This is a genomic window from Microcystis aeruginosa NIES-2549 (assembly GCF_000981785.2).
In the GTDB taxonomy this organism is placed as follows: Bacteria; Cyanobacteriota; Cyanobacteriia; order Cyanobacteriales; family Microcystaceae; genus Microcystis; species Microcystis aeruginosa_C.
Map to the genome: position 1 here is coordinate 2,565,766 of NZ_CP011304.1, position 25,415 is coordinate 2,591,180.

Consider the following 25,415-nt stretch of genomic DNA (forward strand, 5'->3'; position numbering starts at 1 on the left):
CTACCTCCCCACCAAGACAAATGTACTGGAGGAAATGACTGATTATCAGCAATTCTCATTTTGAAAACAAAAGAAGATAAAGTTCTCTATGTGAACAAGAGAACTTCTGTCTAATTATCATTTTTTTTCAAGATAATCATCATAATTAGCTTCAAGAGACAGTTTTAAAATATCTGCCCATAAATAAACTTATCTCAACTCATAAATTTAGCTGAAATTCTGACCTAATTTGTGGTTTTTTCAATGAATAAAATAATCTTTCCTTCTCTCGAAAAATTGACATTTTTAACTAGAATTTATTTTTTTGAGCGGGACATATTCGGTAAGAATAAACAAGAAAAACTCTGACCAATTCTTAAACCAAAAATATTTTAATAAAGTACGAATATCATTAAAAAAACTGGTGCGAGTAACTAATAACTCACGAATATTTTGATAAGTATGATTAACTAAATCTAAAACGGTATGAAATAAAAAAGCTAGTAAATTTAAAGACAACAAGAACTCGCATAAATGACTTTGACCATGACCAAAATTATGTTCTAAATTATAACCGTGATTTTTAAGAACGTTATTTCCTTCATTCTCAACTTTCCATCTGCTGCGTCCAGCTTTGACAATTTTTTCAACATTATTTTCAGTAATTTGATGATTGGTAATCCAATTATTTTGATAGATAATTTTCTGTGTTTTTTCATTAATGACCGTGACTTCACACCAATTAACTTCGAGACTTGACTCGACCTCTCTCAGAGGAACTCTAGAAACATAACGATAACGATAAATGAGATTCTTTCGTCCATCCCATTGTTTCTTTTCTACGGCTTTAACTTCTCCACTTTTTTCTAAAAATTCTAGCCATTCATATAAGGTTTTATGAGAAGTTTCAAGACAAACAAAAATAAAATTATAACCTTGTTTTAGAGCTAACTCACAGATAGGTTGGCGAGAGTATAAGTCATCTCCTAACAGGGTTACAGGATAACCATACTTCTTTTGATGATTCTTATCTAACCATCTTTTAACAGCCGCATTTTCACAATCTTGTTTTTGCTGCCCATCTTGTTTTTTAATAAATTCTGGTTCTAAATTAATCACTTGTTTTTGCTCAGGAGAAACCACAATTGGCGTGACGCAACCATGAAAATAAGTTGTCGTTCCATTACGATGATTGCGGCAATTACAATGGGGACAACTAATTTTCTTTGAAGAAAAATATTCCGTACCATCTAAAGCTATTAAAATTTCCTCATCTAAGTAGAAAAATTTTTTAATAACTCCCTGTTTTTTTAACCATTGATAGACTTGTTGAAAAGAGCCAAATATTGTGGCAGCTGGGATAGGATCTAACAGGTTTCTGATTTGATTATCACCAGGTATTTTTTTGATACCAAATAAACTTGAAGCATTATCTTTTCCCTTACTACTTTTCATCAAACGTTGATGCTCTAAAAAAGAAGGTGACTGAGTAAAAAAAACCGAAAAAGCCGCCTTAACTGCATCTTCTACCTGATATTTGGTATTGTTTCCTGGTTTTCTGTCATCGGGTAAGTCATGTAATTCTTGAACTAAAAATTGTATTAATTCAGGAATTTCTAAAGTCACAGCCTTTTTCGTCATCGCAGAACAGTTTGATTAATTAATATTTCCAACTTAATAATTTTACCTCAACAGACAACAATCATCAATTTTTATTTGGTTCTCTTTCTGATGTAGAGAACTTTTGTTCTAGATTTCTCCCATCTTTCAAATATTTTGAGTATAAATACTCTATATACTCACTTCTCTGCGATGCAGTCGCACTCGCGGGAGCGCATTTTGTAGCTTGCTTAAAGCTTTGTTTCTGTCTGTATCACTTGTTACTTTTTAAAATGAGAATTGCTGGGATAAATATATGCCCATATCCATCGGCTCCGGCTTTATTGCCATCGGACTCAAGTTTACCTGCTTCCAGATGTTAGACTGCTTTGCGCTGCTAACCGTCGCCTTTGGGGAAGATTTCGAGATCAACCTGTTGGGAATTGCCAAGATGAAAATTCCCACTCCGGCAAAAGACTCGAAAAATACAAGCTGTATTCTCAATATGACGATGCTCCTACGAGCCAGATTTTCTCTGAGTGAAGGAGTAATCTCCATAGAAGGTCAATTAGCCTCAGATTGCTACATCCTATCGCCAGATTGCCGCTTAACTGGTGGCTTTGCCGTCTGTCTCTGGGTTTCTGGCCCTCATGCAGGGGATTTTGTCATTACTTTAGGCGGTTATCACCCCCTATTCAAAAAACCTGCCCACTATCCTACAGTCCCTCGTCTGGGTTTCCACTGGAAAGTAGGAGATTGCCTATCCCTCAAGGGAGAAAAATACTTTGCTCTGTGCGCTCATGCCATCATGGCCGGTGGCCGACTAGAAGCCAATTTCAAACTCGGTAAACTGTGGGCTAACTTTGTCGCTGAGGCTCATTTCCTCATCTCTTGGAAACCCTACTACTACGAAATCCTAGTACAAGTGAGGATTCAAGCTGGCTATGGAATACTCGGACCTGTTAGTTTAGGGGTGCAACTCCATATCTGGGGTCCAGAATTTGCCGGTACAGCCACATTCTGGATTATCTTCGTCAAAGTCACTGTGGAATTTGGCGATCAATCTTCTCGCTTACCAGAGCCTATCGATTGGGAAAGTTTCCAAAGTTCCTTCTTACCCCCTGCGAAATCAACAGCACAAGGTTCATCAACAGCTGCAGACGTTTGTAGTGTTGTTCTCAATCAAGGAGTCACCAAACAACTCTCACCAGCAACAACCAAAGAAGTCGCCTTTGTCGTCAATCCCAAAGAGTTAGAGCTAGTAGTTAATTCTGCTATCCCCAGCAAGCAAGCATCTTACAATACCCAATCTCTTGGGGTGAATAACAACACCGATTTTGGCGTTCGTTCCATGGGCATTAAAAATGCTCAACTCGAAAGCAAGTACAACATCAAAATTACCCGGAAGACAAAGGGAGGAATCTCACAACCCGTTGACCAGAACCAGTTCCAATTTATCCCGATAACTCAAGATGTACCAACCGCACTTTGGGGCGATGCTAAAGTTAAAGTTGTCAAAGTAAAGGGTAAAGACTCAGAACGAATTCTTCTCCCTGAAGCTAACGATCAGCAATTTGTTAAGAACACCCTCTCCGGTTTCCGGATTGTTCCTCAAATCAAGAAAGATGTCTGTAGCACCAATAGTATTGATGTCAAGAAATTGCGACACGATACCACCCGCCTAAGTGACGTTTACGCTTGGCAACAAATGACGGCTTTTTCTGGGGTTTCTACCGACAATCAAGCTCGAACTACAGCCATCAAAAACAACATTGTCAGCACCAATACTCAGAAGACGCGCAACAATCTGCTCCAATCTCTCGGCTTTAATCTAGCCGATGATGTTAAATTAACCGATTCGGTGGCTAATTCTTTTGTCACTGCACCCCAGGTTAAAGCGTAATTCAAGTGGGGCAGGTCTGCTGTTGCCCATTTAAACGGGGTATTCTAGGGTTAGAAAATCCCTAAAACTCCCCCCCTCTCTCTCCTACTCTCTAGCTTCAATCCACAATACAAAATCAATTAATCATGTCCACATCAACAGTTAAAGTTCAATTCATCCAACATCGCCAACCTCCCCTAGATAGTGGTACTTACACAGTCGAAGTTGAACAAAAAGTTAAAACCAAACAGTCTGACAAAATACCTGAGCAGACATTCAGTAAAGAGCTTACCTTTTATGTAGATGGCCACCGGTTTGCTCCCCTAACTCCTGATAGCATTTATGCCGTTTTTCCCCCTGCGGGAAACTTGGGTGAGTATTCTAATGCCTTGCCCCATATCATCCTCAAACGCGGTACTCTGCCTTGGGAGCGTACTATCAAATCAACAAATTCTGATCTCCCTTGGTTAGCTCTCCTTTTGTTTCAGGAATCAGAAAAACCTGAACCACAAACGATTAAATTAAAGGAGCTAAAAGCAACTTCTGGTAATACTAAATTCCCCACATTTGCATACGAGCCGGGGCAAAATGATGAAGATGTGGTGACGGTAATTGATGTCCCTAAAAACATTTTAGAAAAGATTCTTCCTCCAGAAAAGGATCTGACTCTACTTGCGTCTGTTAACCAAATAACCAACGAGAAAAATGAATCTCTCAGTGAACCTTTAGCCACTATTTTAGGCAACCGCTTACCCAAGAAAGGGGAAGTGAGTACCGTTCATTTAGTCGCCCTTGAAGAACGCTATAATAGTGGAACATTTGACTATCAAGGTGCAGGACCTAACGATTTCATCCGTTTAGTTAGTCTTGCTAGTTGGAGTTTTACCTGTGTTAATAGTAAGCACAATTTCGATGCCCTGCTTAAAGAAATTGATCGCGAACCCGATACCCTCAGACTTCCCTCCCAAAACAATCATCCAGCGAAGCAATACCTAGATTTAGGTTATGTACCTCTCCACCACGCTCTGCGACAAGGAGATAAAACAGTTTCTTGGTATCATAGCCCTTTAAGTACAGGCCAAAGCCAAGATAATCTAACCGCTCCTGTTGCTATAGCTGATCAATTGATGCGTTATGATCCTAATACGGGTATGTTTGATGTTTCCTACGCTATGGCTTGGCAGTTAGGACGAATGCTCACCCTACAAAATCAACCCCTGGCTGTTGAGATTTTTAACTGGAAACGCTCTAAAGCTCAAGATTTACATCAGATACAGCAACAAGTGCTGCACCTACCTTTCCAAAGCACAACTGAAACTAACGGGGATCTACCAACAGCGATCGCCAATTGGTTCCAAGATTTAGAATTGCTCAAAAACGTTCCCTTTAACTATTTAGTTCCCGATACACGGTTACTTCCCCCCGAATCTTTGCGCTTCTTTTGGATAGACTCTTATTGGGTTGACTGCTTACAAGATGGGGCTTTTAGTGTCGGACGAGTTACGAAAGAAGACTTACGATTAGATGTTCAAACTCGCAGTTTACAGCGAAGAAGCCTCGCCCCGTCTGATAAAACTATTACTGGCTTTTTGTTACATTCAGAAGTAGTATCCGGTTGGCCCGGTTTAGAAATAGAAGGTTACGTCAATCGCGTAACTGGAACCGATTTTGTCGGACCAGAGAATAAACTAACCATACTCCGAAGAGATCTGCTATCAGATAATATCTTACTCTGTTTTTTTGCCGGGGAAGTCAAAACCCTTGACCTTTCGCTTCAGGGATCATCCGTTAATTGTGGTGTAGATCCGATTAAAAAAGGAACTAAGATTACTAAAGGACTACGAAACCTCGATGGTGAGCAAAAGACGGGGAACATAGAGGTTCCCTTCCGAAATGAAAATCTAGGAGTAATTAATATTGAGGAAATGACCAAGAGGCTCAAACAAGGATTAAATGTACCCTACGATTTCACTTCTGCTCAATTGGCAGCCACCATGATTGAGGGATCGCCCAAAGTTAGATTTGTCGCACGGGGTTAGAGATGAGCCTTTAGTCAACGAAACTATTCAGTTATTAGAGGAAATTGATTTTCCTGATAATTAAGAGGTGTTAGCGGCTGATTCATCGCCCTGGAGTAGATAATTTAGCCCCAAATACCAGTAATTCGCCACGTTTTCAGGATTAGCATCAATTTGTTCCTGATAGTAAGCGATTTGTTCAGAAAGATTATTTTCCATAATAGTCTAGGTAGGGTTGGCCGAATAAATCTAAAAACCTTGTTGGGTAATGTCTTTGGGCTTTTTGAAAATCAAAAAGTACCGGATATGGGAGTGATCGGGGGGGACAATTCAGGTACTTTTTCCCTGAAAATTAGGTAATTGACCTCCTCAAAATCGGTAAAACCCTACACCCCACACCCCATACCCTACCCCCACGACAAACTTTTTCCACATACCCTAACTAACTCAACGCTTCAAAATAATCGCGAATTTGGTTACATCGTTGGGGTTGACGCAGTTTTTGCAACGCTTTCGACTCAATTTGTCGCACCCTTTCCCGGGATAATTCCAAGGTGCGACCGATATCACCTAAAGAATGGGATTTACCATCGAGAAAACCATAGCGCAATTCAATCACTTCTCGTTCGCGAGTGGTTAAATCTCCCAATAATTCTCTCATATCTTTTTGCAAAGATTCATAGACAAGACGATTTTCTGAAGACACTTCTTCGGTTTCCAAAATGTCTATTAATTCCGTATCTTTTTCCTTGCCCACTTTTATTTCTAAGGAAACCGAACGCGGCACTTTCATCAACAATTCCCGCACAGCTTCAGGAGTCATCGCTAACTCTTGGGCAATTTCCTCTACGGTCGCAGTGCGACCGCGCATTTGCGAGATTTTCCGTTGTGCCTTCTTAATTTTGTTGAGTTTTTCGGTAATATGAACCGGTAAACGAATAATCCGGCTTTGAGTTGCGATCGCTCTCGTAATTCCTTGACGGATCCACCAGTAGGCATAGGTACTAAAACGATAGCCTTTGCTGGGATCAAATTTCTCGACGGCGCGTTCTAAACCCAGGGTTCCCTCTTGAATCAAATCCAATAATTCTAAACCGCGATTCTGATATTTTTTGGCCACCGACACCACTAGACGTAAATTGGCCTTGATCATCTGTTCTTTGGCACGGGTACCAAGGGCAATAATTTCTTCTAATTCCCCCACTTCTAAGCCCACTAGGTGGGCCCAGTGCTGTTTTCCTGCTTTTAAAGCATTTTTTAATTCAGAAACGTTTATTTGGGCGGTTTTTGCCCAACGTTCTAGGGAGGGACGATGGGCTAATTGCGCAGTTAGTTGATCGCGAATCTCAATTAACTTGACAAATTGCTGTACTTGTGCATCACCTTGTTTAACGGCGGTGGCGCGGAATTTCAGTAAAGACAGATGACGCTGCACCTGTTGCGCTTGTTCAACTTCCTCGTCCCGTTTGAGTAGAGGCACTCTGCCAATGTCTTGCAGGTATAAACGTACTAAATCAGTAGTTGTCCCTTTGTTGTAGCTTTTTTCAGGACTAGATACTAGATCATCTTCTAAATCACTGCCGAGAAAATCTTCATCTAGGTTGATCGAGTTTCCCTTCAGTTTTAAGATAGAAAAAGAGGGAGAGATCAATTCAGTTTCGAGCGTCGAGGGGTTAATTGCAGACATGATGGCTTCTCTACGGGCGACTGTGATAGGAATTAGAAACTTCTAAATCGTTCACCGTAGTCATAGCTTTCCCACTTAAGCGAGGAAATGATGCAGTCGGGAAAAATTTTTTTTCAAAAGCATTGATCTTTAAACCTAGAAGTTACACCAATTCTGGGGTTTACCTTCTTAGCCCAACTTCTAGAATTAATGATTGATTGAGAAGTAATTTCCCCTAAAGCCCTATTCCTATCTATTCCTGACTTTCCAGATAATTACGGATTTGTTCTAGTTTAGCAAGGGCTTTTCCTGACTGTAAACATTGTTGTGCTTGCTGGAAACCCGCGGGGATATCTGGGACAATTCCACAGCGCCAAAGATAAAAACCACCGTTAAAAATTGCCGCATCGGTTAATTCATTATTTTCTCCGGCTAATAAACCCTTTAATTTAGCGGTGAGCATTTCTAAAGATTCGAGGGGATAATCCGAGGGACAAAAACCATAATCGCGAGGATTTAGGAAAAATCGCTGAAAGGAAGGGGGATCGGTGGGATTTCCCAGACCAATAATCGCCGTCCGATTACAGGCTAAATCACAACTCCCCTCTAATCCTTTCACAGTCGTGAAGTGAGAGATATTTCTCAGGGCAAAAGTTTCGCGAAAACGATCTTCGGTGGGGGGATGAACAAAACCCGATATCTGATGAATATTACCGACAAAAGGCGACCAGATTAACTCTACCGTGGCCATGGGCGGACGTTTACCGATTTGCTCCCGATAGGTGACAAAATTCTGTACTAGGGGAAAGTGGCGCGGAATATAGAAAAAAGTCAATCCTGTGGTGATTAAACAGTCTTTCACCGCTGCTAAGGATAATTGACTAAAATCTGCTCCTAATTGCTGCCAGATTTCCCTGAGAGAAATACCGTATTTAGTCGGCATTCGATCGCCCCCGTGCAGGACTACGGGAACCCCCGCCAACCCTAAGATTAAAGTAGTGATCGGAGTAACTGGGGCAGTGCGAGAGCGTCCATCGTAGGGATTGCCAAAAATAGTGATCGGATGCTGAAAAGAGGCTGATTCTAGGGTTATTTGCGGGCCAAGCTCGGCGTAGGCATCAAGCATTCCCGCTAACTCATCGCTGGTGGGGCGTTTAATGCGATGGGCAATCATGAAAGCACCGATTTGGGCCGGGGTTGCCTCTTGGGTTAACATCATCTTGGTGGCCATTGCCGCTTCGGGACGGGTTAAATTTTTGCCCGTATGGGTGCCACTACCGATCGCTTTTAATAATTCTCGAAAAGTATCGCTCATCTCAAGGAAGAAAATAAAGAGTAAATAGGATTGATTGGGATTGCTAAGGCTGTAAAGGGTGGTTTTCTAAGCTTTCTAGCACACTTTGATTCATTTGCCGCACTAATTGACAAAAATGAGCGATCGGTGGTATCTGTAAGCGATCGCTGGTGGTGACAAGGACTACCTGACGGGTGAGGCGCTGGTGAAATTTACCATGATTAGGGTGGGGATTTTTGTTGTTGGGGCAAGCAAGAGGACGAATGGCGAGGGTAGCATCGCTGCGGGCTTCCATCAGGGCTGATTGGGGCAGAAGAGCGATAATATTACCCTGACGCACCACACCGCGAAAAGCATCAAGGGTGTTTAATTCCATGACAGTTTTCAGGTGGGCATCCTGACGGGAAAACCATTCTTGTACTAATCTTTGCATTCCGTAGCCATCTTTGAAAACCACTTGCGGATAGGGGATTAATTCCGACCATGGCACTTCTTTGTATTGGGCGAGGGGATGATTAGCGGCCATGAGAATTTCGATCGCTTCTTGGTATAATACCTCGACCACCATCTCCGGGCTAGAGGTGAGAAAACGATTATTCATTACCAACGCCACATCTACTAAACCATCCCGCAAGACTTTTAAAGCGCGATCGCTGCCTAGGGCTGTAACTCTCAACTGAACTTCTGGGTATTCAGCACAAAATTTCGGCAAAATCGGCGGTAAATAGTGGGCGCACACGGAATGAATCGCCGCCACGCACAATTCTGGCTGTTTTCCTGCCTGTAGGTCAGTGATTTCCCTGTGAACATTCGTCCATTCTTGACAAATTCGTTTCGCCCGGGGCAGTAATTTCTCGCCGGCAATGGTTAACTTCGCTTGGGCGGTACGATGAAAAAGAGGTAAGCCCAAATCGGTTTCTAGGGATTGAATCTGCCGGCTGATAGTCGATTGGGTGACTCCACACTGGCGGGCGGCTTGACCGAAATTGCCCGTATCGGCTACGGCTAAAAAGGCTTGCAATTGCTCGATCCGCATTCTTTCTCGTTTTAATTACATTCCTTCATGACTTTATGACAATAACGAATTTTATTGGGACTTTTGGTAGAAATTGCTACCGTTTTCTCAGTTATCAGTCATCAGTTATCAGTTATCAGATGTGAGTTTTCAGTTCACATTTTTGTCAATTATCAGTTCACTGTTTGCTGTTCACTGTTGACTGATTACTGAAAAAAACTACCCCTGCACCACCTGTTTAAGGGTGGTAAAGGTTTCTAGGTTGATTAACCCCCGGCGCTGACCTTTTTGGTTGGAAATGCCCAAAAATACCGATTCTCCCTGTTTGGGATTGCGATCGAATCGGGGGGAAGAATTGATATAAACTAAAGCACTATCGGACTCCATGGCGAATTGACGACTTTCTCGATAGGATTCGGTGACAATACAATCGGCATGACCGCTACTATACTTATTAATCCAAGCGATCGCATCAGTGAGGGTATCCACTAACCTAAAGGCCACCGTTTTTTCTAAATAGGGTCTTTGCCAATCATTATCGGTGGCAATGGTTAAATGTTCGGGAAAATCCGCCGCTAATCGGGTATCTCCCCGCAATTTAAAGCCTTTTTCCTGCAAACTTTTAAACAAACGACTTAACGTCGAAGAATTCTGATGGGGACTAATTAAAACTTTTTCGATCGCGTTAACCGGATCTGGTATGCTGCCATGACTATCGATAATTACCTGACGGGCTAACTCCAAATCGCCACTAGGAGACCAATACAAATAACAGTTTCCCATGGCCGCACGCAAAACGGGAACTGTGGCCAATTGACTCACCTGACCGATTAAACTGGGGCGACCGTAGGGAATAATCAAATTAACATAATTTTCCTGGGTCACCAACTCCTCTAGGGAGGGACTAGAATCACAGGGTAAACCACTAACACAATCCATCGGTAAACCCACATCTTGCAATGCTTCTTGGATAATTTCCGTAATCACCTCATCGGAATGACTAGAGGCATTGGAACCACGAATAATCAAACTATTGCCACTTTTTAGGGAAAATCCCGCCGCTACCATCGCTAATTCGGGAAAACCTTCATAGACTAAGGCAATCACTCCTAAGGGCATCCTTTGGCAATAGGTTTGGGAAGGATTGAGTTGATAGGCGGCGTTAATTACCTGTTGCAGCGGATCCGATGCTTCCGCCAGTTGTTGCAATACCTCCACCGTCGTCTCTAAACGTTCGGGAGTTAACCTTAACCAGCGAATCATTTGTTCTGAGACGGCCATCTCTCGACTGACTTCTAAATCGAGGGTATTGGCTTCTAAAATGCGATCAAAGCCAGTTTTAATGCCCTTAGCGATCGCGATTACTCCGCGATTTCTTTCATTGCCATTAAATTGACCTAGAGCCAGAAAAGCATTATATGCTTGCTTAAAGATCGTCAGGGGGTTTTTCGGGGAACTTTCGATCATAGATTCTTGTCTAGCGTCGATAGGCTAACCAAAAGATTAACGCGGGCAAAATAACTAATAGCATAACTAGAATTGCCCCAAAAATCACGCTTACCCCCGGCGGTGATTTTAAAATTAACGGTAGCCAGACGATCGATAATAACAGAATTATCCCGATCATCAGGGGTAATACCTCTTCCCCAAGTCGCTTATTCGTACTCACCCAACGAAATCCCGTCCAGCGCCAAGTGCGTTTATAGGGATAGTGGGGGGCTAATTGTTCGATAATTTGACCGTTTTCCTGTACCACAAATATTTGTTGACAGCGATCGCAGCCAAAGGCATCGGTCAATAAAATTGGGCATAATGTCCCTTTCCGACGACAGGGACACGGGTAGTCTTGGTGTTGGTCGATTTTGGTATATTTATGCGGTCGCACAAGCTAAATTTTGTTTATAAACGGTTGTTTTTAGTCGCTCGTGGTCAATAGCTAAGGGATTCAACGGTTGCCCAAAATCCTGAAACCTGTTTCTCACGGGTAATTCCCATCTTAAGGGATATCCCTAAATTATTCCTACCAATCTTAAGGTCTATTTTAAGATTTTTCCAAGCGGGCAACGCGATTCGAACGCGCGACATTCACCTTGGCAAGGTGACGCTCTACCACTGAGCTATGCCCGCAAGCCGTTTTTTTCACACTTACCTGAGTATGCCAAATCTCAGAGCATTTGTCAAGTAGTTGGGAGCATTTTTTTACAATGATTCATCTTCTGGCAAATCCCCCAAACCCGTAATAGCTTCGAGAACCACTTCTATCTTAGCCTGTAGTCGGTTGAACTGATGTTCCAAGCGATCAAAACGCTTGTCAATGGCGGCGAATTTTTCAGCCACTGTGGCGAATTTTTCAGCCACTGCGGCGAATTTTTCATCTATATGCCGTTCCATAGCGTCAAAAGCTTCCGTAATCCGCCCCTCTGGTTCCAAATCTAATTCCAGAGTCTTGATTCTCTCGACAGCGTTGACTAATTGCCGTCTGAGTTGGTTAATATATTTGTTCTGTTCGGCTTCGCTCATCAGTGGAACTCCGGGGGAGTGGGGACACCTAAAACCCTAAATTCTGGGGGAATTTTGTTAGCCTTCCATCAGTGCCTGTTGGGGATTATTTTGCAATAATTCTAGGGGTTTATCTTCATCCCGGGGGCGCAATTGACGCATGAGACTAGCCATTTCTAGGGCAGATAGGCCATAATTCCAGCCCAAATTACTTTTAATACCGGCTCGTTCGAGAGCCTGTTGTAGAGTATCAGTGGTGAGAATACCGAAGACAACGGGAACACCTGTCTGAAAAGCGGCCGCAGCGATGCCCTTAGCGGCCTCGGCGGCAACGTAATCAAAATGGGGCGTTTGGCCGCGAATAATTGCCCCTAGACAAATAACGGCATCGTAACGGTGGGAAAGGGCGACTTGACGGGCTACCATTGGCACTTCAAAGCTACCCGGTACCCAGATATAATCCACTTGAGTGCCATCGGGATTGACATCAACCCCGTGACGCTTGAGACAGTCTTGACAGCCTGATAACAGTTTATCAGTGACGAGATCGTTAAAACGACCAATCACGATCGCAAACCGCCAAGAGGATATATCCTCGGTAAAATTTCCCTCAAAAACAGTCATAAGGTGTGGGGTGTGGGGTGTGGGGTGTGGGGTGTGGGGTGTGGGGAAGTGGGGTGTGGGGTGTGGGGTGTGGGGAAGTGGGGGAAGCTGTCTCATCACCCTATCACCCTATCACCCTATCTCCTCCTGTCTCCCGTCTCCTGATCAAGACTAAATCACTAAAAAGTTTAAAATAGCGACGGCAACCACTAAAATTGCCCAAATTGCCGAACCCACATAAAGAAGGGGTTTCGATTGATCCCAGTTTTGGGGGGAAGCATAGGCAACGGGGACACCAATCACCATCAGCAAGGAAAATAAAACTAGGGCAATGAGAAAAAATTGAAAAACAATAGACATGATTGGGTTCTCCTAAAGCAGTTGATCTTTATCTAGACAATTCTCCCAGATTTGATACTTGTATGGAAGAGCCTCGCTTCCACTCAACTTTAACTGGACGATCCTTCCTCTAAGTCCTGCCTGAATCAGGGTTTACAAGGAGATATGCCCGTCAGACCGAATCCACGAGCATTTTAATTTTACTCCTAGTGACTACCTAGCCGCAGCGGGGCTGAAAACTTTTTTCCATTGTCTATCCTTGCCAAAAGCAGCAGGGCAAGGGTTAGGTGGGGGAATTGACTCCCTGTAATCCCTTACTCAGATTAGCCTATTTTCGCGTTTTCGCCAAACCTAGTCTAGAAAGGTCTCCAGACTGCTGAACTGCTAAAAGCTAATGGTTGAGGCCCCCCAAACGGATGCCGGCGCCAAAAATGACGAATAATACTGCTAGAGTGGTGACGGCGACTATGTGCAGAGCGAGGAAATTTAAGTTTTCCTTGCTCAGTTTAGGGATGAGAAAAAAGCGGGAATGAAGGGCTAAGATGAGAGTTAAGAGCAGTAAAGCCAACTTAATTCCTATATAAACCGATAAAAAACTATCAAATGACCAAAAATCACGAAAACTGGGCAAATAAATCCAAGTCAGTCCTAGGCCCGTTATTACCTGCAACAATAGCGCAGATAACCCAAAACCTTCAAAATATTGCTCAAATTGACGAATTCGGTCTGGTTCTCGGTTTTTGAGGGCCTGGGGTAGAACGGTGACTGCCAACAATAAATGGCCACCGGCCCAGACGGTCGCCCCTAGGGTGTGGAGAATTACTAAAATTTTGAACAACATCGGTTTCTCTCAGTCAAGATTTGCTAACTTATAGTTCTTGACCCGGTTATTGCCGAGCATTTAGTAACAATAGATACAGAAAAAATCCCGATAACTTCTCCTTACTAAAAAATATGGATTTAATTTTATGTCATCAAACGGCGGATTTTGACGCTTTGGGGGCAGCGGTGGGTTTATCGTTGCTGAAAGCGGGTAGTCGCATTGTGTTAACGGGGGGAGCGCACCCAACAGTGAGGGAATTTTTAGCCCTGCATCGGGATGAATTCGCTTTAATTGAAATGCGTAGTGTCAATCCGTCCCAGATTCGCTCTTTAATTATCGTTGATAATCAGTGGCGGGAGCGTCTGGGAAAAGCTTCCCAGTGGCTCGATTTAGGGCATTTACAGGCGATCGAATTGTATGATCATCATTTGGATAGTGAAAGCGATATTCATGCCTCTAGCGTCCATTTAGAGGCAGTGGGAGCCACCACGACTTTAATTGTCGAAGCTTTACAAAAAGCCCAGATTAAACCAAACTCGATGGCAGCGACGGTAATGGCGCTCGGTATTCATGTTGACACGGGTTCCCTGACTTTTGCCGGTAGTACCCCCAGGGATGCCTATGCTTTGGCTTGGTTAATGACCTGTGCTGCTAACATTAAAACGATCGCCCAATACTGTCAACCGAGTTTTTCCCCGCGCTTACAGGAGTTATTTAGCCTTGCTTGGGAAAATCTAGAGATTAAAACGATCCATGACCGTAAAATCGCCCACGTTCTCCTCCATACTGCCGATTTTATCCCCGGTTTGTCTAGTGTAGCCGAGCGCCTAATGGAATTATCCGATAGTGATGCGTTACTTTTCGGCCATAGTTATAGTAAAGACGAGGAAGATAATTCCCGACAGCGTTTAACTGTGATCGGTCGCGCTAGGATCGATGGAGTGAATCTATATCGGCTTTTTTCCCCCTATAACGGCGGTGGTCATGCTCAGGCCGCTTCGGTGAGTTTTCGCGATGTTCAGCCAGTTCAACAGTTAAACCAACTGCTGGGGGACTTAATTGCTCAAATTCCTCCTTCTCCCACCGCTAGGGATTTAATGTCTTCCCCGGTGCGGACAATTCGTCCCGATACTTCCATATCTCAAGCCGAGCGCATCCTTTTCCGTTACGGCCATTCGGGGTTATCAGTGGTAGATGAGCAGGATCGCTTAGTTGGGGTGATTTCTCGTCGTGACCTCGATTTAGCTCTCCATCACGGCTTTTCTCGCTCTCCCGTGAAGGGATACATGACTTGTAATCCGAAAACTATTACCCCGGACACTTCCCTTCAGGAAATCGAGTCGCTGATGGTAACCTATGATTTAGGGCGTTTACCTGTACTAGAAAACGGGCAGTTAGTCGGTATCGTCACTCGTACAGATGTATTAAGACAGATTCATCAAAATGAGCGGGTGCGTTTTGAAGGGGTTGCTTTGGTTTCCTGTCTTTTACCGACGATTAAAGAGCGTTTAGAGCCGGTTTTATGGTCATTCCTGCAAGCTGCCGCCGCTGCCGCTCAACAACGGGGTTGGCATCTCTATCTGGTTGGGGGTGCGGTGCGCGATTTACTTTTAGCGGCAGAAAGGGATACTTTATTGTTACAGGATATCGATTTAGTGGTGGATGGCTGCCATCGCGCCGCCGGTGTGGGTGCGGGGGTAGAATTGGCTAATTGTTTACGCGAAATTTATCCGGGGGCCCGGTTATCGATTCACGGGGAATTTCAGACGGCGGCTTTGTTATGGCACAAAGATGAGCGTTTTGGCTCGTTATGGGTGGATATCGCCACGGCACGCACGGAATTCTATCCCTATCCTGCCAGTAATCCCCAAGTGGAGGCTAGTTCGATTCGACAGGATTTGTATAGAAGGGATTTTACAATTAATGCTCTGGCAATTCGCCTAACTTCGCCGAAAGAGGGGGAATTACTCGACTTTTTTGGTGGTATGTTGGATTTACGCGCTCAAGAAATCCGGGTTCTCCACGCTAATAGTTTTATTGAGGATCCGACGCGCATCTATCGAGCGGTGCGTTTTGCCACTCGGTTAAGATTTGTTATTGAACCCTTGACAGAAAGCTATATTAGGTATGCGATCGAAAGTGGGGTTTATGATCGCTCGCGGCAAGAAAATCAGAATGCACCCGCTTTACAGTCCCGTTTAAAAGCGGAGTTGAATTATATTTTAGAGGCGGATTACTGGGAAAGTGCCTTAGCAAAGTTGGCTGATTTGGGGGCTTTGCACTGTTTACACGGGGATTTAAGTTTAAATCGGGCTTTATGGCGACAATTGCGCTGTCTCAGTCGTTGGTTAGATTGTTTAAGTCTGGAATTGCCGGTGAATGCTTGGTTAATGCGGTTGGAATTATTAATCGCTTCTCTGGCTGTGGGGGAAAGAATAGCGATCGCTAATAATTTACAATTGCCCAAAGATACAGTGGAGCGTTTACAAAAACTAGAAGTTATGGAAAGGGAGATTAGCAATAATTTTGCTTATGATCGACCCGTTAGTCAAATTGTCAGCTTTTTCAAGAGTTATCAGGTTCCTAGTTTGTTATTGGTGGCGGTGAGGAGTGAGACTAGGATGCGGGCTTTAATCTGGCAATATTTAACTAAATGGTCTCAGATAGAGGCTCCTATCGACGGCAATGACCTAAAAGCTTTGGGTTATCAACCGGGTCCCCAGTTTAAATCGTTACTTGCGGCAGTGTTGGGGGCAACTTTAGATGGAATAGTCAGCAATAAAAGCGAAGCTATGGCTTTTATTGCTAGTTTAACTAAGTCAGCAGATTAGGTATCGGCTGCCCCTTCATTTTCCGAAGATTGTCTTTGATCGCTGGAATAACCGCCTCTACCTCCTCTGGTGGTGGTACGATTAGAGGCAGCCCGGAATTGACGAGCGTAGGCGCGGTTGCGTTCCGCTTTTTCTTTTTTCAAATTACGACGTTTAGCCACAAGAATCTCCTTGGGATATTAGATAGACAAGCGGGGAAACGAGCGATCGCTTCCCCTATTGACAATGAAAAGAAGTTAGGTAATCATAGCCTAGAATGGTTACGATCAGGGATTAGTAGCGACGATCTCGATTGCGATCACCACCAGCGAAAGAAGATCTGGGTTCTTTTTCACGAGCTTGATTGACTTTTAATTCTCGTCCCATCCATTGAGCGCCGTCAAGAGCGGCAATAGCCTTCGCTTCTTGCTCTGGGGTTTCCATTTCCACGAAAGCGAACCCGCGTTTTCTTTTCGTTTCCCGATCCATGGGAAAGTGAACGCGCTTGATTTCACCATATTCGGTAAAAACCTCAACTACGTCTTCTTGGTCAACCTCGAAGGGGAGATTACCAACATAAATTGACATAAAACCTATCCTTGCACAGATAAAAACAACAGATTTGTAGAGAACCAAGATTTCGGGAACTAGCTGAACCAATACTAAACAGAAACGCTTTGACCATTAATACTGACAACGAGCCGCAGTGCCGACTTTTATTCTCGATTTCCATCCTAGCACATAGCTATTAGCTTTGATCGATGCTGCCTCTCCCGCCACCCGAGCAGATAAACTAGACTAGAATGCTGCCCTATAAAATGCCCTAATTATGAGTTTATCCCCCCATCCGATCGAAACTGCCCTAAAAACCCTGGCAGGGAAAGCGGAAAATTCCATCGAACAAACAACAACCCTAGAAGACTTAGAACAGCTAAGGGTGAATTATCTCGGTAAGAAAGGAGAATTATCGCAGATTTTACGCGAAATGGGCAAATTAAGCCCCGAAGAGAGACCGCGATTAGGTGCGATCGCTAATGAGGTAAAAGAATCAGTACAATCGCTGCTGGAATCCCAGCGAGAAAGTCTCCAGAATGCCCAAATTAAGGCGAAATTAGCGGCGGAAACCCTCGATGTCACCCTGCCTGCTCTTAGCCGTCCTTTAGGGCGAATTCACCCCTTAAATAGCACAGTTGATCGCATGATCGATATTTTCGTCGGTCTGGGTTACAGCATCGCCACCGGGCCGCAGGTAGAAACCGATTATTATAATTTTGAGGCTTTAAATATCCCTGCTGACCATCCGGCCCGGGATATGCAGGATACTTTTTTCTTGAGGGATGGTCGTTTATTGCGGACCCATACCTCCCCGGTGCAGATTCGCTACATGGAAAGTCACGAACCCCCGATTCGGATTGTGGCCCCGGGCCGGGTTTATCGTCGCGATACCGTGGATGCAACCCATTCTGCGGTTTTCCATCAAGTGGAATTATTAGCGGTGGACCGGGGATTAACCTTTACGGATTTGAAAGGAACAATTAAAGAATTTCTTAAGCAAATGTTTGGGGCCGATTTACCGGTTAAATTCCGCGCTTCCTACTTCCCTTTTACCGAACCCTCGGCCGAGGTAGATGTACAGTGGAAAGGCAAATGGTTGGAGGTGATGGGCTGTGGTATGGTGGATCCCAATGTCTTAAAAGCAGTCGGTTATGACCCCCAAATCTATACGGGTTTTGCTGCCGGTTTTGGTGTGGAAAGATTTGCTATGGTATTACATGAGATAGACGATATTCGCCGTTGTTATAATAGTGATATCCGCTTTCTCCGCCAATTTTAGGGGGATAAACCCGATGGTCAAGAGTGAAGATTTAACCAAAAAAAGACTCCTATCCGTGGCTTGTCATCGAAAATTTGGGTCTGAAACCCCGCCGTTTTACGACGGCTTTACCGTTAAATATTAGCGCATTTACACGATATATGCTAAAATGTGAGACATGGAAAAAGCCTATTCTTACCGATTTTACCCAACACCCGAACAAGAGTCGCTATTGCGGCGCACTTTGGGATGTGTAAGATTAGTTTACAATAAGGCTCTCCATCTCAGAACACAAGCATGGTACGAAAAGCAAGAAAGAGTAGGCTACGCTCAAACTTCTTCAATGCTAACCGATTGGAAAAAACAAGAAGAATTAGAGTTTTTAAACGAAGTTAGCTGTGTACCCTTACAACAAGGGTTAAGACATTTACAAACAGCTTTTACTAATTTCTTTGCTGGTCGTACTAAGTATCCTAACTTTAAGAAAAAACATCAGGGAGGAAGTGCCGAATTTACCAAGTCAGCCTTTAAATTTAAAGACAGACAAATCTATTTAGCCAAATGCACAGAACCTTTACCTATTCGATGGTCAAGACAAATACCAGACGGATGTGAACCAAGCACAGTAACAGTCAGATTACATCCTTCTGGACGTTGGCATATCTCAATAAGATTTGATGACCCAACAATTAAGCCATTACCAGTAACAGATAAAGCCATTGGAATTGACTTAGGAATTAGTAGGCTTGTGATTACCAGCAATGGCGATAAAGTATCTAATCCTAAGCACTTTAAAAAGCATTATCGGAGACTGCGAAAGGCACAAAAAAGCCTTTCTAGAAAACAGAAAGGGTCAAAAAATCGGGAAAAAGCGAGAATCAAAGTAGCCAAGATTCACGCTCAAATCACCGATAGCAGAAAAGACCATTTACATAAGCTAACCACTCAATTAGTTCGTGAAAACCAAACGATTGTAGTTGAGAATTTAGCCGTTAAGAATATGGTCAAAAACCCCAAGTTATCTCAGGCAATATCTGATGTAAGCTGGGGAGAAATCACTCGACAATTAGCCTATAAATGCCGTTGGTACGGCAGAAATTACATCGAAATAGATAGATGGTTTCCCAGTTCTAAAAGATGTAGTAATTGCGGGTATATTGCTGAAAAAATGCCGTTAAATGTTCGAGAATGGGATTGTCCAGACTGTGGAACACACCATGACCGAGATATTAACGCCAGTAAAAACATTTTGGCCGCAGGGCTTGCGGTGTCAGTCTGTAGAGCGACCTGATGACCAGAACAGAGTAAATCTGTTAAGGCAGGTGCGAAAAATCCTTCGGGAAAGAAGCAGAAACTCAAATCGTGAGGTTTGGGAATCGCCGTCCGTTTACGGCGGTGAGGATGTCAATTCTGATGATGGAACGGTGAAGGAAAACGCCAAAGAAGCTTTAAACTTTCACCTGAATATGTGGTTATACTACCTAATTGCTGGGATTCTGGTTTGGGTTTTAATCGGTTATTTGCTCTTACCGATTCTTGCTGTGGTGAACATTGTTCTCCCCATTCTTGCTATCCTGCAAGTCTGGAAAGATGCCTATAAGGTTTTCCGTTATCCTTTCATTTTCAGGGTTCTGTAATTAATTATCGGGGTTGAAACCTGTTCAACCCTTTTTTAGTCCTATTCCCACTAGAAAAATAGCCTCTGGAGTTTATGACTAAAATTGTCATCATCGGTGCGGGGATAGTGGGGGCCACCATTGCCTACGAATTAAGCGCCATCGCAGGATTAGAAATTACCCTCATCGATGAAAAAAAACCGGGACAAGGAGCAACCGGGGCAGCCCTAGGGATTTTAATGGGCATTATCAGCCATAAAACCAAAGGTAGAGCCTGGAAACTGCGGCAAGAAAGTTTAAAACGCTACGAAACCCTCCTTCCTGAGCTAGAATCCCTCACCGGACTGACTATTCCCTGTAACCGTGATGGTATTGTCCTACTGCGATCGAGTGCCGAAGACGAAGAAAATTGGCGCAAGTTAGCCCAAATCCGCCAAGAACAGGGATATTGTCTAGAAATCTGGGATAAAGAGACTTTAAAGCAAAAATGTCCCCAGGTGGCCGGGGAGCATCTCCAGGGTGCTATCTATTCTCCCAGTGATCGTCAAATTAACCCAGTCCTGCTCACGGAGGCTCTCGTCACTGCTGCGGCAAGAAGGGGGGTAAAATGTAAATTTGGGGTAAAAGTTGAAAATTTCGGGAAGACAGAGCTTCAAGGTGCTAATTTGAGGCAATGCACCCAGGTTTATAGTTCCAATGGTATAGAGGAAACCGACTCTTTGATTCTTTGTGCGGGAATCGGTGCCACTGCTTTAACCGAAACTCTTACCCATCCAGTGGAAATCCGACCGGTTTTAGGGCAAGCTTTACAGATAAAATTGACGCAACCCTTAGAAAGTTCCGATTTTAAGCCGATTTTAACGGGAAATGACCTGCATATTCTGCCTTTGGCCCGAGCAGAATACTGGATTGGAGCAACGGTGGAATTTATGGACGAAAAGGGCGAAATTATCGCCGATACTGCCCTATTAGAACAAGTGTATCAAAAGGCGATCACTTTTTGTCCCTCTTTGGCTGCGGGTGCGATCGTGCGTACTTGGTCCGGTAAGCGACCGCGACCGGAGAAAAAATCCGCTCCCATCATCGAATATTTGCCCGGATACGATAACGTTATTCTGGCCACGGGACACTACCGCAACGGGGTTTTATTGGCCCCCGCTACCGCTAAAATCGTCAGGGAAATGTTAAGTGGTAAGTTAGGGTTGGCTGAAAAAGTTTGTTGATGGGGTTAGGGGTCAGTATTCTCCGAGTCAGGAGATTATTTTTATTTATTCTCCCCTCTCTACAATAATTACTCGCATCCAGAAATACGTTGGTGTGTATCATACTTTGTGCTTTTTGTCAAAAAAACTTTTTTTTTGCAATAAAACTACATAAAAAAAAGATCATCGTTGTGGGTGAAATTGACTGATTTACCCGTCTTAATTAGGATCACCTTCTAGGTGTGGGAAGGGTTTCAACCACTGCTGCCCAAAAAAGCACAGAAAAACCCATCATGAAATTCTATCAAATCGCTGTAACCATCATAACATCGTTGTTAAATAAAAATCTTTCTCAATTAATTCTTAAGAATTTATAAATATTGCGGAATGTTAATTTAAATATTCTCAAGTGTTTGCAGTCAATAAATAATTTTTGCTTATCTTTGTCGGAAAATAGAACTCCTGCAACAATCCAACATCTACCATTGGGTTAGGAGTCAGTTATCAGTTATCAGTTAACTGAGAAAACTCCCCACACCCTACACCCTACACCCTACACCCCACACCCCACACCCCACACCCCACTTCCCCAATTCCCCAATTCCCCACTCCCTGCTATCGGCAGCCGATGACCCTATCTGAACAAGAAAGACAACAACTCTGTGACACTGCTCGGGAAGTGGCGAAACTTTCCTATTCTCCCTATTCCCGTTTTCGGGTGGGGGCAGCGGTCTTGACAGATAAAAAGATTTATGCTGGTACTAATGTAGAGAACGCTAGTTATGGCTTGAGTTTGTGTGCGGAAAGGGCAACTTTAGCGCAAATCATCGCGGCGGGCGATCGAGAAGTACGGGCGATCGCTATAGCCTGTATCGATGGGAAGGATGATATTAGTCAGTTAACTCCCTGCGGAGCCTGTCGTCAATGGATAGCCGAATTAGCGCCGCAAGCGGAGATTATTATCTGTGGAACCCAGCAAAATTATCGTTTTAATCTCTCGGATTTACTGCCTTTTTCCTTTCGTTTTTAACTGTGGGTAAAGTATCGGGGTTAAGGTACTACAACAACGGCTAAGATAACTGGTATAAGAGCCATGATCTGACAAAACATTAGTATCTAGTAAATACTTGAGAGTCATAAATGAACATCTCTCCCGGTTGAGTTGTCGCGTCAATTATCAAAAGTATCATCATCAAGACTTGTCAAATCTACCCTTTGCCTAAAATCTTGCAAGGCTGACCAAAAATCATTAACCTCTCTAATTTCTACTAATACCTCTTCATTATCGGGAAAATCAACTTCCTCTAATAACTCAATAATTTTGCCTTTTTTAATTCCTTTAACTAACATAATATCAACTCCTTCTAAATGACTCGATTGTAGAATTAAACATAGAGAGAATCATCAAAAATAGTTTTTGCCTCCTCAAATGAGACTTCGTGCTTTGATAGATTGCATTCTGCCTTATTCTTATCCCAGTCAAACTGCATAAAGCCATTATACTGCTACTCACTGAAACTCATGGCACATTTTTTATATGTTTTGTCTATTACTTGAACGGGATATATTCAACTGTATTGAACCATAGATCTGGTTGAAAAGCCCAAGTAAATTTCCAGTGGGGCTAAAGCTGACGAATATTACTAAAATCTCGCTAAATTGAAGATATGCTACTTGTCTTAGGCTGCTTCATCTCCAACACTTAAGAGGCTAATAACTACATTTTATCTTCCCCTGTAGCGACATTTTTAAATCTTTCTTGGGCAGCAGAAAAAGCCTCTTTCATCACCCTTTGAATCCTCTTAGGATCGGGTTTTTTACCCCCCATTAAATCGCCAAAATAGACACAAGCACCCTCTCCTAGGGCCCAGGTATAGGCAGCGGACCAAGAAGCGGCGATAACACTGCCAAAACCGGGGATAAATTTCACCAATTCCCGACCGATGGCCTGGGCCAAAAAGCCGCCAGCGATCGCACTGACGACTCCGCCGGCTTGGGATGGGGTTAAGACTTGACCGTATAATTTGCCTAAAACCCCCACCATTGACACTTGTAGGGCGGTTAACACGGGCATAGTCGCTAAGGGTAAGGGAATCGCCGCCAAGGTTGCCGCTATGACGGAAAAGGCTAACATATAGCGTCGGGCCACGTCCCGATAGAGATTGCCTAATTTATTGCTGGTTTCCCGATCTAAAAGTTGGTGGATGGTGTTAGCCTCGGCTTTTGGCAATAAATCGGCTAAATTGTCTCTAAATGCCTCTAAACCGTAAAAAACGGGGTTATAACCGTCTTCTTCTAGGGTAAAATCTATTAGCACAGAATTGTCATATAAATCCTTAAAAGTTTCTTTAATTTCTTGATAGGCGCGATTGATATCCTCGCAATCGGGAGGATAAGGGGGATGATCGGCGGTATTAGGAGGATAAAGCTGATGAAGACAGGTTACAGCCAGTAAACAGGGGATTTTAGGGTATTTTTGCCGCAGTTGTTTGGTAATTTCTAGGAGGCTATCGGTGGCAAAATCATTAATTTTTACCGTCACGATAAAAACTTGGGCGCGTCCCGTGTTTTCGCTTAAATCTGCTAATAATTCCGCGATTACCGTGTCTGTGTGTTGATAGGCATCCCCTAACCCCACCGTATCGGTAAAAATCAACAGGGGTAAGTCTTCCGCGGGGTAGGTGTAGCGCTGGGTGTTTTGGGTGTGGGGACGGAAACCTTGCCCGACGATTTCCGCCGAAACTCCCGTTATTCCCCGAATAATCGAACTTTTTCCCGTTTGCGGTTTGCCGATTAACAGCGCCTCGGTGGTGGGTAATTCTTGACGGACTTTTTCTAAAATTTCCGCCACTTGAGTGTCACTAACACTAAACCACTGGAGGACAGTATTAGTCAACTGGTCGATGGGGAGTCTTTTCATCACTTCCCCCGTGAGACTATTCCAAGTATTGACCAAAGAATCAATGGGCAGTTTATCAGTCATGGGGATTAGAAGGGTTTATGATAACTAAAATAGAGATTTTCAGCGATAGAATCAGACGATGACAAAAGCCGCAATTAGTCCGCAAGATTTATCATGGCCTTTTTGGCCAATTGTACCACTTTATCCCTATGGTCAAAGACGGACAATTCGCCAAGAAGTGGTGAAAGATACGCTCTGGACATTTGAGCAATTGCAGGGTATTTTCTATGTGGTTGTGCCGATTCGCATGACGGTAATTAAGTTAGCATCCGGGGGTTTATTTGTTTATGCACCAGTGGCCCCGACTCCTGAATGTATTCGCTTAATGCGTGAGTTGGAAGGTGAACACGGGGAAGTTAAATATATTATTTTGCCGACGATTTCTGGGATTGAACATAAGGTTTTTGTTGGTCCTTTTGCCCGTTATTTTCCTAAGGCTATAGTTTATGTTGCTCCTAATCAATGGAGTTTTCCTCTTAATTTACCTTTGAGTTGGTTGGGTTTACCGGCAAAACGAACAGAAATTTTACCTGCTGACTCGGCAACCACTCCTTTAGGAAAAGATTTTAGTTATGAAATTTTACCCGCAATCGATCTGAATGTGGGATACTTCTCGGAAGTGGCTTTTTTTCATCACTACTCTCAAACTCTGCTGCTGACTGATGGCATTATTTCTATCCCAGAAAATCCTCCTGCTATTTTAGAATTAGACCCCTATCCGCTGCTGTTTCACGCTAAAAATAGTGCTAAGGATCTGGTAGAGGATAACCCAGAAAATCGCCGTCGGGGTTGGCAGAGAATTTGTCTTTTTGCTCTTTATTTTCAACCTCCTGTTTTAGCTGTTCCCAATTGGATTAAGGTGTTTAGAGATGCTTTTACTGCTCAGGAAAGGAGTAAAAAAGCCTATTTTGGTTTATTCCCTTTTCAATGGGGTGATGATTGGCAAAGGACTTTTTTAAATTTGCGTCGCGAGGGGAGGTTAATAGTAGCGCCAATTTTGCAAACTTTGATTCTTAATCGCAATACTGACGAGGTGAGTCAATGGGTTGATAGAATTTGCCAATGGCCGATTAAACAGGTTATTCCTTGTCATTTTGCTAGTCCGATTCAAGCTGATATTCAAGAGTTTCAGCAGGCTTTTTCTTTCTTGTTAAAAGATTCTTATTTACCTAAAGATGACTTGGAATGTTTAGAAAGTATTGATAGTTTTTTAGTGCGCTGGCGATTGACTCCTCCTCCTGATAAAAAATTGTAATTTATGGCTAAGAACTGCTATAATATAGGCGGTTGTTAGT

General features: G+C 43.4%; 21 protein-coding genes, 1 tRNA gene and 4 pseudogenes. 9 read left to right on the forward strand and 17 right to left on the reverse strand.

The window, feature by feature from the left end; translation table 11 throughout:
- Positions 1-371: 371 nt before the first annotated feature.
- Positions 372-1,620, reverse strand: a pseudogene (locus myaer_RS12615) (ISNCY family transposase).
- Positions 1,621-1,885: 265 nt separating this feature from the next.
- Between myaer_RS12615 and myaer_RS12620 the strand changes: the two are divergent.
- Positions 1,886-3,481: pseudogene (locus tag myaer_RS12620) on the forward strand (DUF6603 domain-containing protein); the annotation flags it as partial.
- 125 nt (positions 3,482-3,606) lie between these two features.
- Positions 3,607-5,499 carry a hypothetical protein gene (locus tag myaer_RS12625; protein ID WP_046662351.1) on the forward strand — a complete coding sequence of 631 codons (1,893 nt, stop codon included), beginning with the start codon at positions 3,607-3,609 and terminating at the stop codon, positions 5,497-5,499.
- A gap of 60 nt (positions 5,500-5,559) precedes the next feature.
- Here the strand turns inward: myaer_RS12625 and myaer_RS21670 are convergent, their stop codons facing one another.
- The 11 genes from myaer_RS21670 to myaer_RS12675 form a co-directional block, all read right to left on the reverse strand.
- The gene (locus tag myaer_RS21670) at positions 5,560-5,697 is read right to left on the reverse strand and encodes a hypothetical protein (RefSeq protein ID WP_174236441.1); all 138 of its coding nucleotides are present in this window, start codon (positions 5,695-5,697) and stop codon (positions 5,560-5,562) included.
- 223 nt (positions 5,698-5,920) lie between these two features.
- Positions 5,921-7,165 carry an RNA polymerase sigma factor SigC gene (sigC, locus tag myaer_RS12630; protein WP_046662352.1) on the reverse strand — a complete coding sequence of 415 codons (1,245 nt, stop codon included), beginning with the start codon at positions 7,163-7,165 and terminating at the stop codon, positions 5,921-5,923.
- Between the two features lie 232 nt (positions 7,166-7,397).
- Positions 7,398-8,459, reverse strand: coding sequence for an anthranilate phosphoribosyltransferase family protein (locus myaer_RS12635; protein WP_046662353.1), 1,062 nt, complete (start codon positions 8,457-8,459; stop codon positions 7,398-7,400).
- Between the two features lie 43 nt (positions 8,460-8,502).
- Complete coding sequence (locus myaer_RS12640; RefSeq protein ID WP_046662354.1) at positions 8,503-9,474, reverse strand: LysR family transcriptional regulator; 972 nt, start codon at positions 9,472-9,474, stop codon at positions 8,503-8,505.
- A gap of 198 nt (positions 9,475-9,672) precedes the next feature.
- On the reverse strand, positions 9,673-10,920 hold the full coding sequence (locus myaer_RS12645) for a glutamate-5-semialdehyde dehydrogenase (RefSeq protein ID WP_046662355.1): 1,248 nt from the start codon (positions 10,918-10,920) through the stop codon (positions 9,673-9,675).
- A gap of 10 nt (positions 10,921-10,930) precedes the next feature.
- Entirely contained in the window at positions 10,931-11,338 is a 408-nt protein-coding gene (locus myaer_RS12650; RefSeq protein WP_046662356.1) for a hypothetical protein, read from the reverse strand.
- A gap of 170 nt (positions 11,339-11,508) precedes the next feature.
- Positions 11,509-11,580: transfer RNA gene (locus myaer_RS12655), tRNA-Gly, on the reverse strand.
- A gap of 72 nt (positions 11,581-11,652) precedes the next feature.
- A complete protein-coding gene (locus myaer_RS12660; protein ID WP_080949755.1) occupies positions 11,653-11,973 on the reverse strand; it encodes a hypothetical protein in 321 nt (106 codons plus the stop codon).
- Positions 11,974-12,030: 57 nt separating this feature from the next.
- On the reverse strand, positions 12,031-12,576 hold the full coding sequence (gene ribH / locus myaer_RS12665; protein ID WP_002767497.1) for a 6,7-dimethyl-8-ribityllumazine synthase: 546 nt from the start codon (positions 12,574-12,576) through the stop codon (positions 12,031-12,033).
- A 150-nt stretch (positions 12,577-12,726) separates the two neighbouring features.
- Positions 12,727-12,915, reverse strand: a complete 189-nt coding sequence (gene psbZ / locus myaer_RS12670; protein WP_002732865.1) for a photosystem II reaction center protein PsbZ — start codon at positions 12,913-12,915, stop codon at positions 12,727-12,729.
- A gap of 370 nt (positions 12,916-13,285) precedes the next feature.
- On the reverse strand, positions 13,286-13,735 hold the full coding sequence (locus myaer_RS12675) for a CopD family protein (RefSeq protein ID WP_046662357.1): 450 nt from the start codon (positions 13,733-13,735) through the stop codon (positions 13,286-13,288).
- A 113-nt stretch (positions 13,736-13,848) separates the two neighbouring features.
- Here myaer_RS12675 and myaer_RS12680 point away from each other — a divergent pair, with 113 nt between their 5' ends.
- Positions 13,849-16,548, forward strand: coding sequence for a CBS domain-containing protein (locus tag myaer_RS12680; RefSeq protein WP_046662358.1), 2,700 nt, complete (start codon positions 13,849-13,851; stop codon positions 16,546-16,548).
- On the opposite strand, the gene myaer_RS21675 is transcribed toward myaer_RS12680, so the two are convergent.
- Both myaer_RS21675 and myaer_RS12685 read right to left on the reverse strand, forming a co-directional pair.
- Positions 16,545-16,709, reverse strand: a complete 165-nt coding sequence (locus tag myaer_RS21675) for a hypothetical protein (protein WP_002733784.1) — start codon at positions 16,707-16,709, stop codon at positions 16,545-16,547. The two genes, myaer_RS12680 and myaer_RS21675, sit on opposite strands and share 4 nt — an antisense overlap.
- A 112-nt stretch (positions 16,710-16,821) precedes the next feature.
- Positions 16,822-17,115, reverse strand: a complete 294-nt coding sequence (locus myaer_RS12685) for an RNA recognition motif domain-containing protein (protein ID WP_046662359.1) — start codon at positions 17,113-17,115, stop codon at positions 16,822-16,824.
- 241 nt (positions 17,116-17,356) lie between these two features.
- Here myaer_RS12685 and pheS point away from each other — a divergent pair, with 241 nt between their 5' ends.
- From pheS to cdd, 5 genes and pseudogenes are all read left to right on the forward strand, one after another.
- A complete protein-coding gene (pheS, locus tag myaer_RS12690) occupies positions 17,357-18,361 on the forward strand; it encodes a phenylalanine--tRNA ligase subunit alpha (RefSeq protein ID WP_046662360.1) in 1,005 nt (334 codons plus the stop codon).
- Positions 18,362-18,518: 157 nt separating this feature from the next.
- Positions 18,519-19,706 (forward strand): annotated as a pseudogene (locus myaer_RS12695) (RNA-guided endonuclease InsQ/TnpB family protein).
- Positions 19,663-19,977 carry a DUF4870 domain-containing protein gene (locus myaer_RS12700; protein ID WP_235614745.1) on the forward strand — a complete coding sequence of 105 codons (315 nt, stop codon included), beginning with the start codon at positions 19,663-19,665 and terminating at the stop codon, positions 19,975-19,977. Before myaer_RS12695 ends, myaer_RS12700 begins: the two are co-directional and overlap by 44 nt.
- 74 nt (positions 19,978-20,051) lie before the next feature.
- Positions 20,052-21,179: an NAD(P)/FAD-dependent oxidoreductase gene (locus tag myaer_RS12705; RefSeq protein ID WP_046662362.1), complete on the forward strand. Its 1,128-nt coding sequence runs from the start codon at positions 20,052-20,054 to the stop codon at positions 21,177-21,179.
- A 607-nt stretch (positions 21,180-21,786) separates the two neighbouring features.
- Positions 21,787-22,188 carry a cytidine deaminase gene (gene cdd / locus myaer_RS12710; protein WP_012266153.1) on the forward strand — a complete coding sequence of 134 codons (402 nt, stop codon included), beginning with the start codon at positions 21,787-21,789 and terminating at the stop codon, positions 22,186-22,188.
- A 140-nt stretch (positions 22,189-22,328) separates the two neighbouring features.
- Here cdd and myaer_RS22045 read toward each other — a convergent pair whose 3' ends face one another.
- From myaer_RS22045 to myaer_RS12720, 3 genes and pseudogenes are all read right to left on the reverse strand, one after another.
- Positions 22,329-22,508, reverse strand: a complete 180-nt coding sequence (locus myaer_RS22045; RefSeq protein ID WP_046662363.1) for a hypothetical protein — start codon at positions 22,506-22,508, stop codon at positions 22,329-22,331.
- A 38-nt stretch (positions 22,509-22,546) separates the two neighbouring features.
- Positions 22,547-22,648: pseudogene (locus tag myaer_RS22690) on the reverse strand (BrnT family toxin); the annotation flags it as partial.
- Positions 22,649-22,875: 227 nt separating this feature from the next.
- Complete coding sequence (locus myaer_RS12720; RefSeq protein WP_046662364.1) at positions 22,876-24,141, reverse strand: YcjF family protein; 1,266 nt, start codon at positions 24,139-24,141, stop codon at positions 22,876-22,878.
- A 58-nt stretch (positions 24,142-24,199) separates the two neighbouring features.
- Between myaer_RS12720 and myaer_RS12725 the strand changes: the two genes are divergently transcribed.
- Positions 24,200-25,375, forward strand: coding sequence for a DUF4336 domain-containing protein (locus tag myaer_RS12725; RefSeq protein ID WP_046662365.1), 1,176 nt, complete (start codon positions 24,200-24,202; stop codon positions 25,373-25,375).
- Positions 25,376-25,415: the final 40 nt, after the last annotated feature.